The organism is Kitasatospora sp. NPDC101157, from assembly GCF_044768255.1.
In the GTDB taxonomy this organism is placed as follows: Bacteria; Actinomycetota; Actinomycetes; order Streptomycetales; family Streptomycetaceae; genus Kitasatospora.
Genome location: NZ_JBIWPL010000006.1, coordinates 161,005 through 177,768 on the forward strand (window position 1 = coordinate 161,005; position 16,764 = coordinate 177,768).

At 70.9% G+C, this 16,764-nt stretch carries 16 protein-coding genes, 1 tRNA gene and 1 pseudogene; 12 read left to right on the forward strand and 6 right to left on the reverse strand.

The window, feature by feature from the left end:
- Positions 1-22 precede the first annotated feature (22 nt).
- Genes ACIRVF_RS15795 through ACIRVF_RS15815 form a run of 5 tightly spaced genes read right to left on the reverse strand, consistent with a single transcriptional unit; the run spans position 23 to position 2,190 of the window.
- Complete coding sequence (locus ACIRVF_RS15795; RefSeq protein ID WP_402817140.1) at positions 23-286, reverse strand: hypothetical protein; 264 nt, start codon at positions 284-286, stop codon at positions 23-25.
- Positions 287-310: 24 nt separating this feature from the next.
- Positions 311-760: a hypothetical protein gene (locus ACIRVF_RS15800; protein ID WP_402817142.1), complete on the reverse strand. Its 450-nt coding sequence runs from the start codon at positions 758-760 to the stop codon at positions 311-313.
- Positions 761-809: 49 nt separating this feature from the next.
- Positions 810-1,700 (reverse strand): DUF2637 domain-containing protein, encoded by an 891-nt coding sequence (locus tag ACIRVF_RS15805; RefSeq protein ID WP_402817144.1) that lies wholly within the window; start codon positions 1,698-1,700, stop codon positions 810-812.
- Positions 1,697-1,915 carry a hypothetical protein gene (locus ACIRVF_RS15810; protein WP_402817146.1) on the reverse strand — a complete coding sequence of 73 codons (219 nt, stop codon included), beginning with the start codon at positions 1,913-1,915 and terminating at the stop codon, positions 1,697-1,699. The genes ACIRVF_RS15805 and ACIRVF_RS15810 overlap by 4 nt, the downstream gene beginning before the upstream one ends.
- Entirely contained in the window at positions 1,912-2,190 is a 279-nt protein-coding gene (locus ACIRVF_RS15815; protein ID WP_402817148.1) for a hypothetical protein, read from the reverse strand. Before ACIRVF_RS15815 ends, ACIRVF_RS15810 begins: the two co-directional genes overlap by 4 nt.
- 393 nt (positions 2,191-2,583) lie before the next feature.
- On the opposite strand from ACIRVF_RS15815, the gene ACIRVF_RS15820 reads away from it, so the two are divergent.
- From ACIRVF_RS15820 to ACIRVF_RS15850, 7 genes are all read left to right on the forward strand, one after another.
- Positions 2,584-3,432 (forward strand): GntR family transcriptional regulator, encoded by an 849-nt coding sequence (locus ACIRVF_RS15820; RefSeq protein WP_402817150.1) that lies wholly within the window; start codon positions 2,584-2,586, stop codon positions 3,430-3,432.
- Complete coding sequence (locus ACIRVF_RS15825) at positions 3,429-4,151, forward strand: HAD family hydrolase (protein ID WP_402817152.1); 723 nt, start codon at positions 3,429-3,431, stop codon at positions 4,149-4,151. The genes ACIRVF_RS15820 and ACIRVF_RS15825 overlap by 4 nt, the downstream gene beginning before the upstream one ends.
- 660 nt (positions 4,152-4,811) lie before the next feature.
- Positions 4,812-4,907 (forward strand) — tRNA-Ser (locus ACIRVF_RS15830).
- Between the two features lie 449 nt (positions 4,908-5,356).
- Positions 5,357-5,521 carry a hypothetical protein gene (locus ACIRVF_RS15835; RefSeq protein WP_188304848.1) on the forward strand — a complete coding sequence of 55 codons (165 nt, stop codon included), beginning with the start codon at positions 5,357-5,359 and terminating at the stop codon, positions 5,519-5,521.
- Positions 5,522-5,533: 12 nt separating this feature from the next.
- Positions 5,534-5,827 carry a Dabb family protein gene (locus ACIRVF_RS15840; protein ID WP_402817154.1) on the forward strand — a complete coding sequence of 98 codons (294 nt, stop codon included), beginning with the start codon at positions 5,534-5,536 and terminating at the stop codon, positions 5,825-5,827.
- A 270-nt stretch (positions 5,828-6,097) separates the two neighbouring features.
- Positions 6,098-6,943 (forward strand): RNA polymerase sigma factor SigF, encoded by an 846-nt coding sequence (locus tag ACIRVF_RS15845; RefSeq protein WP_380461012.1) that lies wholly within the window; start codon positions 6,098-6,100, stop codon positions 6,941-6,943.
- A gap of 145 nt (positions 6,944-7,088) precedes the next feature.
- The gene (locus ACIRVF_RS15850; RefSeq protein WP_402817157.1) at positions 7,089-7,976 is read left to right on the forward strand and encodes an RNA polymerase sigma factor SigF; all 888 of its coding nucleotides are present in this window, start codon (positions 7,089-7,091) and stop codon (positions 7,974-7,976) included.
- A 12-nt stretch (positions 7,977-7,988) separates the two neighbouring features.
- On the opposite strand, the gene ACIRVF_RS15855 is transcribed toward ACIRVF_RS15850, so the two are convergent.
- Positions 7,989-8,876 carry a tyrosine-protein phosphatase gene (locus tag ACIRVF_RS15855; RefSeq protein ID WP_402817159.1) on the reverse strand — a complete coding sequence of 296 codons (888 nt, stop codon included), beginning with the start codon at positions 8,874-8,876 and terminating at the stop codon, positions 7,989-7,991.
- Positions 8,877-9,293: 417 nt separating this feature from the next.
- On the opposite strand from ACIRVF_RS15855, the gene ACIRVF_RS15860 reads away from it, so the two are divergent.
- From ACIRVF_RS15860 to ACIRVF_RS15880, 5 genes and pseudogenes are all read left to right on the forward strand, one after another.
- A complete protein-coding gene (locus tag ACIRVF_RS15860) occupies positions 9,294-11,582 on the forward strand; it encodes a hypothetical protein (protein ID WP_402817161.1) in 2,289 nt (762 codons plus the stop codon).
- 115 nt (positions 11,583-11,697) lie between these two features.
- Complete coding sequence (gene pelF / locus ACIRVF_RS15865) at positions 11,698-13,212, forward strand: GT4 family glycosyltransferase PelF (RefSeq protein ID WP_402817163.1); 1,515 nt, start codon at positions 11,698-11,700, stop codon at positions 13,210-13,212.
- Positions 13,213-13,255: 43 nt separating this feature from the next.
- Positions 13,256-14,809 carry a hypothetical protein gene (locus ACIRVF_RS15870; RefSeq protein ID WP_402817165.1) on the forward strand — a complete coding sequence of 518 codons (1,554 nt, stop codon included), beginning with the start codon at positions 13,256-13,258 and terminating at the stop codon, positions 14,807-14,809.
- A 98-nt stretch (positions 14,810-14,907) separates the two neighbouring features.
- Positions 14,908-15,900, forward strand: coding sequence for an SDR family NAD(P)-dependent oxidoreductase (locus ACIRVF_RS15875; protein ID WP_402817166.1), 993 nt, complete (start codon positions 14,908-14,910; stop codon positions 15,898-15,900).
- A 73-nt stretch (positions 15,901-15,973) separates the two neighbouring features.
- A pseudogene (locus tag ACIRVF_RS15880) lies at positions 15,974-16,675 on the forward strand (NDP-sugar synthase); the annotation flags it as partial.
- Positions 16,676-16,764 lie beyond the last annotated feature (89 nt).

Genomic DNA, 16,764 nt, shown 5'->3' on the forward strand with positions numbered 1-16,764 from the left:
CCAGTGGTGCGGGTCGAGCGGGTCAGACCAGGGAGGCCTGCGGCCACGGGATGGCGCGGCACTCGGCGGAGTGGTTGTTGGCCTCGATGCGGCTGGTGGCGAGCTGCCGGGCGATGTGGCTGCGCGTGCCGCAGCCCAGGCAGAACCAGGCGGCCTTGGGGTCGCCGTACTGGTCGGTGCCGTCGGTGTAGAGGGCGACCAGGGCGGAGCTGAGGTTGAGGAACGCGGCGACGGTGCCGACCGGCAGGCCGGTGGCGGGGTTCTTGTGGAGGATCTGCTCGGACATGGCGGGTGTCTCCCGGGTGTCGGTTCAGGCGGAGGCGATGAGGGCGGCGCAGGTCTCGGCGGCGTGGTGCCAGGCCTGGTCGAGGGCGTAGGCGCCGTTCATGCCGTGGTCGGCCAGGCGCACGAAGTTGCCCTTGCCGGTGGCGTCGGCGAGCTTGCGCAGCGGTTCGCGCCGGTCGGCGATGTAGTGCGTGATCGCGCTGACCGCGAGGGCGGCGGCGACCGGGGCGGGCCGCAGGCGGATGCCGAGCAGGCGGGTCCCGGCGATGAGGACTCCGGCCTGGGTGGCGGTGTAGGCGGCGACGTGGGCGGCGCACGCCTTGCGGCCCGCCTTGCTGGACTGCCCGTCGTTGTGGTCGTGCTGGCCCTTGGTGGAGGCCTGGTGGTCGGTCTGGATCCAGTGGTCCGCCACGTCGGCGGCGGCGCGGAACAGGGCGTAGGCGGCGGCGAAGCGGGCGGCACGGACGGAGTTCACGGAAGTCTCCAAACAGCCCCGAAGGGCGGTCAGTTGGGTTCAGGTGGCGTCAGGAGGCGAGCGCTTCGGGCTCGCCGTCGTCCGGCGCGGTGTTCCGCTCGGCCTTGAGCGCGTCCCGCAGCTCGCGGGCCTTGGCGGCGGAGGTGCGGACCGCGAGGCGGATCGCCTCACCGGTCAGCTCGGCCTCCGACCAGTCGGCCGTCTTGTCACGCGCTTCGGTCAGAAGCTCCTCGAAGGAGCGGACCGGCCGCGCGGCGCGGGCCGACTGCGGCACCCGGCCGGTCGCCCGGCGCGGCCGACTCCCCTCCGCCGCAACCGACTTGATGACCGGGGCCGACTCGACGGGCGGCTCGACCGGCGCGGTCTCGGCGGGCGGCTCGGACGGGGCCTGCTCGGGCGTCCGGTCGGCCGACTCGTACACCGACTCAAGCGGCCGCTCCTCGGAGCCTTCGCCCTGGTCAGCCATCGACCGATTTGCGGTCTTCTGGGCGTTTTCTGCTGCTTTGGGCTTGGCGTGCAGCACCTTCGCCACCAGGTCCGACCCGAAGTAGATCGAGCCGACCGGCAGCGACGACGCGAGCAGGACCAGGGCCCAGTGCGCGGGCGCCCACTCGGCCAGTCGGGTCCGACCGCCACCGTGCAGAGTCGGCACCAGGCCGTGCACGTAGTTGAGCGCCAGAGAGGCGGCGGTGTAGCCGCCCAGCACCCACAGGGCGAACCTGCGGTCCCGGTCGGTCAGCACCAGCGTGGCGACAAGGGCCAGGGCCATCAGGCCGTCCACGACGAAGGGGTAGAGCAGCGCGGCCCAGTGGTCGGCGCCGATCGCGGTGGCGATGTCGCGCAGAGCGTTCCAGCTCACCCGGAAGCCCATGCCGACCACCGCGACCAGCGCGACGACCAGCAGGACCTTCGGGGCGTTCTCCTTCGTGCTCTTCTTCATCGCGCACCCGCCGACCTGCGGCGCGCGCCGCCCAGCAGCCGCTTCTCCGGCCCGCTGCCGGCGGCGTCCATCACCAGCACGGTGACCACGAACACCGCCGCCACCACCCGGCCGCCGACACCGGGCTGCCACCCGAGCAGCCAGGCCAGCCCGGCCGCCGCCAGCGCCACCCGCATCCGGGCCACCAGCACCAGGAGCACGTCCGCCCGCTTCACGCCGCCACCCCCAGCCCGCCCACCGGGCCGACCGGGCGCCGCGCGGCGTGCAGCGGCACCGGCGCCCGCTTGAGCAGCTTCTCGGCGTAGGCGGCCAGGGCCGGGTCCTCCCGGCGCAGGTCCGCCAGCACCTCGTACGCCACGTCCAACCGGGCCTGACGCTGGAGCGCCGACTCACCGGCCACGCCGGCGAACAGCTCCTCGTCCACGCCCAACGCCAGCTCCGCGAACTCCTCGGAGCCCACGGCGTACTGGCCTGCAACAATCGACTTCACGGGTCTACCTCTTCCTGTAGGGAGGTGGGCCCCAGGGGCTGCCGCGCTCCGGCCAAGGAAGGCGCGGCGGCCCCGACTCATGGGCCCAGACCACTCGTCACGTCACGAGTAGCCATGACCCCCGACCCGCCGTAGGCGGCACGGATCGGGGACCAAAGACACTCGTTCTCGATCAGCACACTGTTGAGTTTTCAAGGAACGATCGCTTCCTTCGGGGGGCTGTCACCCCACCCCTCCGGGCACGTTTGTCCAGGTCAGAGCAGCCCAAAGAAGGCTCTCCGTGTCGCTGCCGTTTCTCTCGGTTGCGACACTCACAACATAGAGAACCTGCTTAGGCAGGTCAAGAGGGTTGGGTTTCTCGCGTCTGTTGGGCATCTGCCTTAGCATTGGCGCATGGCCCTAGACCCGGATGACTCGCGCCCCCCGTATCAGCAGGTCAGCAGCTCTCTGCGGGCCTCGATCCTCACCAAGAAGCCGGGCTTCGAGACCGGCGACAAACTTCCTTCCGGACCCGAGCTGGCGAAGCACTTCGGCGTGGCGCGCGGCACCGTCGATAAGGCGCTGGACCTGCTCCGGACCGAAGGCCTGATCGTGACCCGCCAGGGAAGCGGCTCGTTCGTCCGCGAGCGCACCTCTCGGCCAGTCGGCCTCCGGCCCCACCTCGAAGCGGCCTTCGAGCAACCGCAGGTCACTCTGGACTTCGCCGGGTTCTCCAGCGAGACGCTGCACAACGCGCTACAGGAGCCGCTGGACAAGGTCCGCTCTGGTCGGCTGACCCCCGAGTCCATCACCGTGCGCCTGCTGCTGCCGGACACCACGGAACCCATGGCCGTCCCCGTGCTGGTCGACGGGCTCAAGGACGACGTGGCCCTTCGAGACCGGGCCCGGAACATCGCCCTGACCAACGCCGGCGGCATCGCCCACTCGGTCGAGGTATTGGCAGAGCTGGGACTGGTTCAGTCGGCGAACGTCCAGGTCAAGGTGCACCGGGCATCCAGCCTGTTCAAGCTGTACATCCTGAACCGCTCGGAAGCCTTCTTCGGCTTCTATCCGCTCCGTGAGCGGACCATCGCGGTGGACGGCACTGACCGCACGTTCTACGACGTGACGGGCAAGGACACCACCCTGTTCCACCACGCCGCCGGGCCGGATGACGCGTCGCTCGGTTCGCAGTACGTCCAGCAGGCCCAGATGTGGTTCGACAGCGTGTGGAGCACGATCGCCTACGAGCGGCAGCCATGACCACCGCCTCTCAGCGGCTCGCCAACGCGCTTCGCCCAGTGAAGCACGTGCTACTCGACTTCGACGGCCCGGTGTGCTCGGTCTTCGCCGGCCTCCCCGCCCCGGAAGTTGCGCGGCGACTCCGCGAGGGCCTGCTCGCCTCTGGCGAGCAGGCCCCGGCCGGGGCCGAAGACGAGAGCGATCCTCTCGCTCTTCTCCGGCTGGTCTCGGATGCCCGGCCCGACCTCACAGAGGGCACGGATGCCGCGCTGGCCGCGCTGGAAGCCGAGGCTGTCCGGGTCGGGCGGCCGACCCCAGGCGGCGAATTGGTTCTGCGTGCTTGTGCCCGCTCCGGCCGGCTGGTCTCGGTGGTCAGCAACAACGCGGGTTCGGCCATCGAGGCATACCTCACCGAGCACGGTCTCAGCAGCTACGTGGCCGGGGTCTTCGGGCGGGTCCCGGGCGACCCGTCGTCCATGAAGCCGAACCCCCGCCTGCTGTTGGAAGCCATGGAAGCGGCGGGCACCAGGCCGGAGCACTGCGTCTTCATCGGTGATGCGGCCCGCGATGTCGAGGCCGGGGAAGCGGCCGGCATCCCCACGATCGGCTACGCCAACAAGCCGGGGAAGGATGCCAAGCTGGCCGCCGCCGGCGCTGTGGTGATCGTGGACTCCATGGAGGCGATTGCCACCGCGCTCCGCAAGACGGCCTCTGGGATCACCCTCCCCGCGGAGTCCTAGATGTACCGGGCGTGATCAGAACACAGCCACTACTTGTAGTGGCTGTGCCCAGTACTTGTGGTCTACCCAGCCCCGGCGGCAGAGCATGGACGCTAGGCTTCTGACCGTCAGGTCCTCGAAGCTCCCTCGTCGCGGGTCAACCAAGGCCCGTATTGCACCCCGGTGGGGGTAGCACCCCTCGGGGCCGAGCAGGAGGGGTTCTGACATGGCAGGTAGGTCACGTAGGCGAGGCAAGCGGATCGACAGCCCGGATTGGTGGCAGGTCGCTATCAGCGCGCTCGGGCTAGTGGTCTCGATCGCCGAGTTGGCGGGACGGCTCATCCGATAGGCATGAGCAAAGGCACGGACGACAACGGCATGGGCAGCAAGAAGCCCGGCCGGTAGGTGATCGGCCGGGCCTCTTGACCCCGCGCACTGGGCTCGGCTCTGGGTGCAACCGGAGCCGAGCCCCACGTGTGCGTGAAGGTCGCGAACCTTGCCTCGCCGTGAGGCAAGGTCTTGTGACGACTGTAGACCGACACGAGCAACAACACCACATGAAACGTGCGTAGGGGATGCTGCCTAAGGGCTGGTGTTCCCAAGGGTGGTGGTCTCAGTTCTGGTCTCATTCGCCCCCGTTCGCTGGTGTTCACGGCACCCCTACGACCCCGGTCCCACCAGGGGCCGGAACCCCGGCGAACCCCGCCGGACACGGCCGCACAGACCTCGAAAGCGTGTGTGGGGGCAACTCCACCGTGGGTTCGAATCCCACCGCTACCGCTGGAAAGCCCGAGGGCCCGTCCGATCCGGACGGGCCCTCGGCGTTTCCGCGCACCCTCGGACGCGGACAGGGCTCCGCACTCCGGGCCCGTGACCACCACGGCCCGGCTCGTACGGAGCCTGGAGGGGGGAGCGGCTCGGGGGACTGACCGCTCCCCCGACGGAGTCCCACCACCGGTGCCGCGTCGGGGGAGTCGCGACGACCGGTCCCACAGCGGGGATCTCCGGATCCACGTGCCGGGGATTCCTGCCGGACCCTCGGCACGCCGTCCATCCTGCCGCCCGGCCGGCAGCCGGGCACCCGGAGAAGGGCCCCACTCACGGGGACCTTCGTCCCGCCGGGCCAACGCGCCGCACACTTGATAGCCCGTCCGGTCGATAAGCTACCCTGCAGGGCTGCTCGGGGACCCGGATGACGGCGGCCCACCGCAGGGAGGAAGGTCACGATGGCGCAGGCGAAGAAGATCGGCATGGCCCTCCTGCTCATCTTCGTGCTCTACTCGATCATCACCTCACCGGCCCGGTCCGCCGAACTCGTCCAGCTGGGCTTCGAGGGCATCTCGAACGCGGCCAAGGCGGTCGGCACCTTCATGACCGGTCTGATCAAGTAAGGAGCGGCCATCGTGATCCGCCACCTCGTCCTGTTCAAGCTCAACGAGGGCGTCGCCAGGGACGACCAGCGCGTCCTCGCCGGCGCCAAGGCGTTCGCCGAGCTCGGCCCGCTGATCCCCGAGCTGCGCGAGTGGGAGTGCGGCTGGAACACCACCGAGCGCGACATCGCGTACGACTACGCGATCAACAGCCTGGTCGAGGACCGCGAGTCCCTCCAGGCCTACCTGACCCACCCCGCCCACCAGGCGGCGGCCGGCCAGTGGCGCGAGTTCGCGACCTGGGTGATCGCCGACATCGAGGTCTGACCTCCGCCCGGCCGTCCCCCGGACGGCCCGCGTCGCCCCGCCCGGCCTCCGGGCGGGGCGTTCTGCTCCGTCCGGGAACGACCCGTGCGGCGCCCCGCCGACGGGCGCCGCGGAGGTCGGGCACCCCACCAACACACCTCCGCCGGGTGCTTGCCCGACCTGTGCCCAGCTTGTGATGCTATGACCGGTTTTGCCGGACATGGCGAGGTGTGAACCAGCCCCGACACCCGATCCGCAGGGCCCGCCGTTGACGACTTTGGGAGGGGTGACGTGTCCGTGGACGAGGTGCTGGCTGCGATCATCAGCCCGGCCGGCGAGCTCCGCCCCGACGGGCTGCGCGGCCCCGGCGGCCGGCCCGCCGTGGACGTCCGGACGCTCACCCGGGTGCTGTTCGAGCGGCTCTCCGAGCTGCCTCCGGACGCCCCCGAGCGGGAGCGGGTCCGGGCCGCGCTGATCGAGGTGAACATCCCGCTGGTCCGCTACGCGGCCACCCGCTTCCGCAGCCGCAGCGAGCCGATGGAGGACGTCGTCCAGGTCGGCACCATCGGCCTGATCAACGCGATCGACCGCTTCGACCCGACCCGTGGTGTCCAGTTCCCCACCTACGCGCTGCCCACCATCCTGGGCGAGATCAAGCGCTACTTCCGGGACAACGTCCGCACCATGCACGTCCCGCGCCGGCTCCAGGAGCTGTGGGTGCAGGTCAGCGGCGCCATGGAGGAGCTGACGGTGCTGCACGGGCGGGCCCCCAAGGTGCCCGAGATCGCCGCCAGCCTGCGGATCCCCGAGGAGGACGTCCGGGCCTGCCTGGACGCCGGACGCGCCTACAACGCGGCCTCCCTGGAGGCCGCCCAGGAGCACGAGGGCGGCCTCGCCCTGCTGGACCGGCTCGGCTACGAGGACGCCGCGCTGGCCGAGGTCGAACACCGCGACATGGTCCGCCACCTGCTGGTGCAGCTCCCCGAGCGGGAGCGGCGGATCGTGATGCTGCGGTTCTTCGCCAACCTGACCCAGTCGCAGATCAGCACCGAGCTGGGGATGTCCCAGATGCACGTGTCCCGGCTGCTCTCGCGGATCCTGACGAGGCTTCGGACCGGCAACTCCTGGGAAGAGTGAGATTGCAGCGCGTTACCCCCGCGTGACATCTTGCGACGTTCGGGTTTGCCGTGGACCGTGTTCCGGTATGGAGGGGGTTGGGCCCCCGCCGGGAACCTCCGTGCGACGGCCCCCGTTCAACTGTCAGTCACAAGGGGGTGGGTGCATGTCCGGAGAGCTGGGCACTGCGGAGATCCACGCTGGTCAGGCCGAGGGTACGACGGTCGCCGAGGACCGGATCCCGCTCCAACGGGCCGGCTCCGGGGCGCCGGCCGAGGCACCGCCCGGCGCCGGGCTGGACACCCGGACGCTCTCCCGCTCGCTGTTCCTGCGGCTGGCCGCGCTGGATCCGGGCAGCGAGGAGCACACCTACGTCCGCGACACCCTGATCGAGCTCAACCTGCCGCTGGTCCGGTACGCCTCGGCGCGCTTCCGCAGCCGCAACGAGCCGATGGAGGACATCGTCCAGGTCGGCACCATCGGCCTGATCAAGGCGATCGACCGCTTCGACCCGGAGCGCGGAGTGGAGTTCCCCACCTTCGCGATGCCGACCGTGGTCGGGGAGATCAAGCGCTTCTTCCGGGACACCAGCTGGTCGGTCCGGGTGCCGCGCCGGCTCCAGGAGCTCCGGCTGGCGCTCACCAAGGCCGGGGACGAGCTGTCCCAGCGGCTGGACCGCTCCCCCACCGTGGCCGAGCTGGCCGCCTGCCTCGGGGTCAGCGAGGAGGACGTCGTCGAGGGCCTCGCGGTGGGCAACGCCTACACCGCCAGCTCGCTCGACTCCAGCCCCGGCGAGGAGGACAGCGAGGGTCCGCTGGCCGACCGGCTCGGCTACGAGGACCTCGCGCTGGAGGGCGTGGAGTACCGGGAGTCGCTCAAGCCGCTGCTGGCCAAGCTGCCGCCGCGCGAGCGCCGGATCATCATGCTGCGGTTCTTCGGCAACCTCACCCAGTCGCAGATCGGCGAGGAGATCGGGATCTCCCAGATGCACGTCTCCCGACTGCTCACCCGGACGCTCACCCAGCTCCGCGAGGGGCTGATCAGCGAGGGCTGACCGCCGCCGGGCTCACTCCGCGCCGCCGTCCAACAGGTTGGCGCGCAGCCCGTCGAGCACGTCCTCGTCCAGCCCGAGCCCCTCCCGCCAGAAGGCGTCGAAGCCGCTCCAGCCGGCCTCGATCTCCGCGAAGGCCGCGTCCAGGTAGCCGCGGTCGGCCCGGAACACCGGCAGGAGGAGCTCGGGCTCGTGCACCAGGCCCCGGCTGCCGAAGTCCGCCAGCACCCGTTCGACCACGGCGGCGGAGCGCTCGTTGGTGAGCAGGTAGTCGGCGAACACCGTCTCGCGCTCCACGCCCAGGGCGGTCAGCACCAGCGCGGCCGCCCAGCCGGTGCGGTCCTTGCCGGCCGAGCAGTGGAACAGCAGCGGGACGCCGTCCGGGGCGGCCAGCAGCCGCAGCAGGGCGGCGAAGCGCTCGCGGGCCACCTGGTCGGTGACGAACCAGCGGTAGAGGCCGGTCATCATGGCGGCCGCCCGGCCGTTGCCGAGCAGGTTGCGCTGCCTGCGCGCGCTGCGGTCGGCGAGGGCGCCGCGCAGGGTCGCGTTGATGTCGAAGTCCGCTGCCCACAACGGGAGGTGGTGGGTCGCGACGCCGTCCGGCAACCGGTCCGGGCCGGCCTCGCGGACCTCCTCGGCGCTGCGCAGGTCGACCACCGCGCGCAGGCCGATCGCGCCCAGCGGGTGGAGGTCCTCGGCGGTGACGTGGTTCAGGCCATCACTGCGCAGGACCGCGCCACCGCGCACCACCCGCCCTCCGGCCGTCCGGTAGCCGCCCAGATCCCGGGCGTTGACCGCACCGCGCAGACCGAGACTGCGCCCGACCAGGACCGCCCGGTCCGGCTTCGGGAGCCCATTCCGTACGTCCCCGATTCGCTCGGATGCGATCCGACCTTCCGTCACCCGCGACCCCCCCATTGCATATTCGGACTGTCACATGGCACAGCGGTGCTCGATATTGCATGAACCTGCCCATTGGAGCGGCAAGATGTGCAAGAGTGTCTGGCGCAACGACGACAGTGTAGGTGCCCCACGGATCCGTGTGAGCCGCACAGTCGGTAACCAGCTGTAGCAGTCGGCTTCCGGTTTTTCATTTTCAATTCATTATTTGCGCGGGCGGTCCAGTTGCGGTCACAATCAGCGCCTCCATGGCTTCACCATGAACGTTGGTAACAGGTTCGCTGCACTCTCGCCCAATTGGTCCCTCGCACCGTCGACCCTCGACCAGGATGGGCGCCGGGCAGCCTGCTGCCCGCGAACAGCTACACGGGCAGGCGAGCGCCGAGCAGCGCGGTGCCTGACCCAAGGGGAGGATCAGACATGGGTCACACGACCCGAAGAGTTGCCGCTTGCGCAGCGGCAGTTCTGCTGGCCAGCGGCCTGCAGACCACCCTGGCCCACGGCGACACCACGCCGCCCAGGATCGACCTCACCGTCCTGGTCATCGACGACGGGGGACCGTCCGTCGCGGCGATCACCGCCGAGCTGAAGAGCCAGGGCACGCCGTACAAGGTCGTCAGCCTCAATGACCCCAACCGCCCCGTCATCGACTCGGCTTTCCTGAGCGACACGGTGAACGGGCTCCCCCGGGGCAAGTACCAGGGCATCGTGCTGCCCAACGAAAACCCCTTCCCCAACAGCGCCGCCGAGATGACGGCGATCGCCACGTACGAAGCCGCATTCAACGTCCGGCAGATCGACGCGTACACGTGGGCCAGTCCGGCGGTCGGACTGAACTACGCCCAGAATCCGGGATTCGTCGGCACCCTCGACGGATTCCAGGCGGCCACCACCACGGCCGGGACTTCCGGTCCGTTCGGGTACCTCAAGGGCAGCGTCCCGTTCGAGGACAACGACCCCAACGTGAGCGAGAGTTACGGCTACCTGGCGACCCCGCTCGCCAACCTGCCGGCCGGCGCGTCCTTCGTCCCCCTGGTCGACGCGGCGATACCGAACACGACCAGCCGCGGTTCGCTGGTCGGCGAGTACACCCACGACGGCCGCAAGGAGCTGGTCGTCACCTTCGTCTACAACCAGTACCAGCAGCAGTACCGGCTGCTGGCCCGCGGCATGGTCGACTGGATCACCCAGGGCGTCCACCTCGGCTACGACCGCAACTACTTCGCCACCCACGTGGACGACGTGTTCCTGGCCGACGACCGCTGGGACACCGTGCTCAAGTGCACCCCCGGTGACGTCACCTGCCCGCCCGGCACCCCGGACACCGCGAACCCGATCCGGATGACCGCGACGGACGCGCAGTACCTGAAGCAGTGGCAGACCGCCAACAACTTCACGCTGGACATGGTGTTCAACGGCGGCGGCAGCGAGGACTGGAAGACCGACCACCAGGCCACGGTCGACCCGACCGCCAGCCAGATGATCACCGACCAGAACAGCTACCGCTGGGTCAACCACACCTACACCCACCCGTACCTGGGCTGCGTGCAGGACGTCAGCGTGGTGCCGTGGAAGTGCACCAAGGACGCCGCGGGCAACACCGTCTGGACCGACCAGAACACCATCTCCACCCAGATCAAGCAGAACTTCGACTGGGCCACCGCCAACGGCCTCAAGGTCGACCCGCAGGTGCTCGTCACCGGTGAGCACTCCGGTCTGCTCACCGCCCCGCAGGAGACCAGCGACAACCCGAACCTGGCGCCGGCGCTGGCCGCCAACGGCATCAAGTTCACCGGCAGCGACGCCTCCCGCGAGCCCGCCCAGCGGGCCGTCGGCTCGTCCACGCTGACCGTGCCGCGGTACCCGATGAACGTCTTCTACAACGCCGGTTCGGCGCAGGAGGAGACCGACGAGTACAACTGGATCTACACCAGCAAGGCCAACGGCGGCAGCGGCGTCTGCGAGAACAACGCCAACTCCACCTGCCTGTCCAAGCCGCTGGACACCGCCACCGGCTACCAGTCGTACATCGTGCCGCTGGAGGCCCGGATCGACCTCGGCCACGTGCTGAACAACGACCCGCGCCCGCACTTCGTGCACCAGTCGAACCTCTCCGAGGGCCGGATCCTGTACCCGGTGCTGGAGAAGATCCTCGGCAACTACCGCTCGCTGTTCGCCGACAGCACCCCGATCATGAACCTCGGCGAGCGCGAGATCGGCCAGGAGTTCCAGAAGCGCGCGGCGTGGAACAACGCCCTCGCCTCCGGCCAGGTCACCGCCTACCGGGTCGGCAACACCGTCACCGTCAGCGCGCCGGCCGGCGTTCAGGTCCAGGCCACCATGCCGACCGGAACTGCTCAGAAGATGGCCATCGGTACGGCCGCCTTCGGTTCGGCCTACGCCGGTACGCTCTCGGGCTGGGTGTCCCCGGGCGCCCTGCAGAGCAGCGTCACCCTGCAGATCCCGTCCGCCGTCGCGCCGGCCGCCCCGGCCGCCGTCGCGCCGAGCGTCGCGGCCAAGTCCGTCCCGGCGCCGGCGCCGGCGGACAAGAAGGTCGTGCCGCAGGGCGTCGCCACCCCCGTCCCGGCGGGCCCCGGCGACACCACCCGCAAGCCCGCCGCCAAGTCCCTCGTGCCCGGCAGCGGAATCCCGGTGCCCGGCAAGGACGCCGTCAAGGGCAACGGCGCCCAGCACACCGGCAAGCGGTAACCCGTAACACCCCGTGGCGGGGTCGGGCCGGTCGCCCGGCCCGGCCCCGCCACGGCTCCCGCTCCGGCCACCCAGGCCGGACAAACGACGCAAGAAACAGGAGGGGGGACAGGAGATGCGCGTCACCCTGCTCACCGAGGGGACGTACCCGCACCAGCACGGCGGCGTGAGCGTCTGGTGCGACCAGCTCGTTCAGGGCATGCCGGACGTCGACTTCGACATCATCGCCGTCACCGGGACCGGCCAGGAAGCACTGGCCTGGGAGCTGCCCGCCAACGTGCGGTCGGTCACCACCGCACCGCTGTGGGGTCCCGCCGCGGAGGCCCGCCCGCCGCGCGGCAAGGAGATGCGGCGCTTCCTCAACGCGTACGAGCGCTTCCTGCACTCCATCCTCGACCCGGTCTACACCACCCACTTCGGCACCGAGCTCTACGGCTTCGCCGACCTCGCCCGGCGCGGGCTGCTCAGCCCGGCGCTGCGCAGCGAGCGCGCCCTGCGCACCCTCCAGCACGTGTGGACCCGCGACTACCTGCCCACCGCGGTGTCCCGGCCCACCCTGCACGACGCGCTGAACGCCACCGACCTGCTGGAGCACGCGCTGCGGCCGCTCTCGGTCGACCCGCCCACCGACGGCGTCGCCCACGCGGCCAGCGGCGGCCTCGCCACCCTGCCCGGGCTGATCGCCGCCCAGCAGTACGGCGTACCGTTCCTGCTCACCGAGCACGGCATCTACCTGCGCGAGCGCTACCTCGGCTACCGCACCGGCCCGTACCGCTGGCCGGTCAAGGCGCTGCTGCTCGGCTTCTACCGGATGCTCGCCGAGGAGAGCTACCGGCAGGCCGCGCTGGTCACCCCCGGCAACCGGTACAACCGGCGCTGGGAGGAGCGCGGCGGCACCCCCTCCACCCACATCCGCACCGTCTACAACGGCGTGGACCCGGCGGCCTTCCCGCCCGCCGGCCCCGAGCCCGAGACACCGACCCTCAGCTGGGCCGGCCGGGTTGACCCGATCAAGGACCTGGAGACGCTGATCCGGGCCTTCGCCATCGTCCACCGAGAGATCCCCGAGGCGCGGCTGCGGCTCTTCGGGGGCACCCCCAAGGGCGGCGAGGCGTACCGGGACGGCTGCATAGCCCTGGCCGCCGAGCTCGGCGTAGCCGACTCGGTGGCCTTCGAGGGCCGCGTCGCCGACATCACCGACGCGTACGCGGCGGGCAACGTGGTGATGCTCTCCAGCATCAGCGAGGGCTTCCCGTTCACCCTGATCGAGGCCATGTCCTGCGGCCGCGCGACCGTCTCGACGGACGTCGGCGGCGTGCGCGAGGCGGTCGGCGACACCGGACTGGTCGTCCCGCCGCGCGAGCCCGAGCCGATGGCGGCCGCCGCGATCGAGCTGCTGCGCGACCCCGCCCGGCGCGCCCGGCTCGGCGAGGGCGCCCGGCTGCGGGTGATCGAGCAGTTCACGCTCCGCCAGAACATCGACGGTTTCCGGGGCATCTACACCGAGCTCCTGGGCACCTCCCGCTGGATGCCCGGCGGAATGGTCGCCGTCACCGACGAGGTCCCCAGCCCCGACTGGGAACCGCAGCTGACCGTCGTCCAGTCCCAGCCCAGCGAGGTGGGCGCGTGAGCGCGCGAGCCGTCAACGGGTGCGTGTCCCGCGAGGTGGGCGCATGAGTGGTCCCATACGCCTCGTTCCGGACGAGGGCGGCGCGGAGCGGACGATGCAGCTGCGCACCCTGCCGCTGAAGCGCCGCCGTCCCGCCGCGCCCGCCGAGCCCGACCCCACGGAGCAGCTCGGCCTCTCCGACGACCCGTTGGACGAGCTCGCCGAGCGCCTGCGCGACATCTGCGCCGACGCAGTCCACCCGTACGAGATCGCGGCCTTCCTGGAGTCCGACGGCCTCTCCGACGAGCAGGCCGCCCTGCTGTACGGCCGCCCCGACGCCTTCACCGTCGCCGAGGAGCTGTTCGAGAAGGTCGAGCGCCGCTACCCCGGCCCGAGCTCCGAGTTCGCCAATCCCTGGCGGGCGGATCCCTGGCGCTGCGTGGTGCGCGGCCTGGTGTTCGCCCTGCCCGGGCTGGGCTACCTGCTCGGCGCCAACCTGTTCGCGACCACCCGGATGCGCTTCGGCCTGCCCTCGGGCATGCTCGCGCTGTCCATCGCCACGCTGGTCAGCTGGGGCTTCAACCAGGCGCTGGCGCACCGCGCGTACCGCTGGCTGGGCCGGCTGCGCCGCCGGGAGGCCGCGGTCTGCCTGGCGATCGGCGCGCCGATCGGCGCGCTGCTGGCCTCCGCCGCCGCGTACGTGGTCGGCGGGCCGCTCGGCGCCCTGTGGTTCGCCGCGGGGCAGTCCTGCTACCTGGGCGCGGCCACCGCGCTGCTGGTGCTCGGGCGGGAGAAGTTCCTGCTGCTGGCGCTCGCCCCGGCCTCGGTCGGCGCGGGCGTGGTGCTGGCGGTCGACGTCCCGGAGCTGGTCCGTACGGTGGTGCTGCTCGCCTCGGTGGCGCTGGCGGTCGGCCTGGCCGTCCGGGAACTGCTGGTCGCGGCCCGCGGCGGCGAACGGGACGGCGTGGAGCTCAGGCTGCCGATCCGCCAGGAGGTCCCGCACCTGCTGTTCGGGCTGGCCTGCGGCGCGCTCACCCTGATCGCCGGCCTCGGCGAGACCATCCACCAGGCCGTGCACGCCGCCTCCCACGTGGTGCACGCCCACCCCGGGCACACCCACCCCGCGGCCGGGGCGAAGACCACCCCGACCGGCCCCGCCATGATCGCGCTGACGCTCAGTCTCGGCCTCGCCGAGTGGCTGCTGTTCCGCTACCGGGCGATGGCCGTGGCCGCACTGCGCACCAGCCACACCACCGGGCAGTTCACCCGCCGCACCGGCGGAATCCTGCTCGGCTGCCTGTTCATCTACCTCACCACCGTGGCCGCGCTGGACGCCGCCGCGACCGTGCTGTGGCCGGGCGCCCCCTCGCTCGGCGTGCCGCAGCTCGGCGCGATGCTGCTCCTGGGCGGCTCGCTCTGGCTGGCGCTGCTGCTGAACGCCTTCGGGTTCAGCTGGAGCACCGCCCTCATCTGTCTGGCCGCCGCGGTCGCCGAGAGCGTCGGGCTGCTGACCGGTGCGGACCCGATCGTCCTGCAGCTGATCGGCTGCGGGACGGCCGCACTCGTCCTCACCGCCACCGCCGGGCCCGCGCTCGGCCGCACCACCCAACACCGCTGACACCCCGGCACCGCCGAGGTCCAGCCCCCACCGAGAACACCATCGGCCGGCTGTCACGGGACGTCCGGCCGCTCCCGAAATCGAGAAAGCGAATCCGCATGAGCAGCGTCGCGGTTACCGGAGCCGAGGGCTTCATCGGCTCCCACCTCGTCGAGACCCTGGTCGCCGACGGGCACCACGTCCGCGCGATGGTCCAGTACAACTCCTTCTCCTCCTTCGGCTGGCTGGAGACCCTGTCCGCGGAGGTGCTGGACTCGGTCGAGATCGTCCTCGGCGACGTCCGGGACCCGGGCTCGGTCAACGGCCTGGTCAAGGGCACCGAGGCGGTCTACCACCTGGCCGCCCTGATCGCGATCCCGTACTCCTACCGCGCTCCCCACTCGTACGTGGACACCAACGTCACCGGCACCCTGAACGTGCTGGAGGCGGTGCGCCACCTGGAGATCCCGCGCATGGTGCACACCTCCACCAGCGAGACCTACGGCACCGCGCAGACCGTGCCGATCACCGAGGACCACCCGATCAACACCCAGTCCCCGTACGCCGCCTCCAAGGCCGGCGGGGACCGGCTGGCCGACAGCTACCACGCCAGCTTCGAGACCCCGGTCGTCACCCTGCGCCCGTTCAACACCTTCGGCCCGCGCCAGTCGATGCGCGCCGTCATCCCGACCGTGATCGCCCAGGTGGCGGCCGGCCAGACCGAGATCACCCTCGGCGACCTGCGCCCCACCCGCGACTTCATGTTCGTCAAGGACACCGCCAACGCCTTCCGCACGGTGGGCACCGCGCCCGCCGGGACGGTGGTCGGCCGGACCTTCAACGCCGGCACCGGCGGCGAGATCTCGGTCGGCGACCTGGTCACCCTGGTCGGCAAGCTGATGGGCGTCGACCTGCTGGTGAAGGAGGACGAGCAGCGCATCCGTCCGACCAACTCCGAGGTCATGCGCCTGGTCGCGGACGCCACCCGGCTGCGCGAGGCCACCGGCTGGGCGCCGCAGTTCAGCCTGGAGCAGGGCCTGGAGCAGACCATCGAGTTCTTCCGCGACCCGGCCAACCTGGCGCGCTACAAGACCGACATCTACAACGTCTGACCGCCGTAACGATCATGCTCGTCCTGGTCTCCGGGATTCGTGTCCTACACATCCTTTCCGTGGGGGAAACACCATGCACGCAGTGATCCTGGCCGGCGGTAAGGGCGTTCGCCTCCGCCCGTACACCACCGCGCTTCCCAAGCCGCTCGTCCCGATCGGCGACCAGCACGCGATCCTTGAGATCGTGATGCGCCAGCTCGCAGCCGCGGGCTTCAAGACCGTCACCCTGGCCATCGGCCACCTCGGCCACATCATCCGCGCCTACGTCGGCAACGGCTCGCAGTGGGGGCTCCGGGTCGGCTACGCCGTCGAGGACAGCCCGCTCGGCACCATGGGCCCGCTGCTCACCATGCAGGACCGGCTGCCGGAGCACTTCCTGGTGATGAACGGCGACATCCTCACCGACCTGGACTTCGCCGGGGTGCTCCGGCACCACGAGACGTCCGGCGCCCCGCTGACCATCGCCACCTACGCCCGTCAGGTGAAGATCGACTTCGGCGTGCTGACCACCGACTCCGGCACCATCACCGGCTTCCAGGAGAAGCCCAGCATCGACTACCGGGTGTCGATGGGCGTGTACGGCGTCTCCCGCGCCGCGCTCGCCAAGTACACCCCCGGCCTGCCGCTGGGCTTCGACGAGCTGGTGCTCGACCTGCTGGCCGCCGACACCCCGCCCGCCGCCTACGACTTCGGCGGCTACTGGCTGGACATCGGCCGCCCGGACGACTACGACCGGGCGAACGCCGAGTTCTCGTCGATCCGCCCTGTCCTGATGCCCTTCGAATCGGCCGCCACCGTGCCGGGCGTCGCGGAGCTGCCGGTCCCGGCCGCCCGCACCGCCCCGGACGACACGGCCGAGGAGCC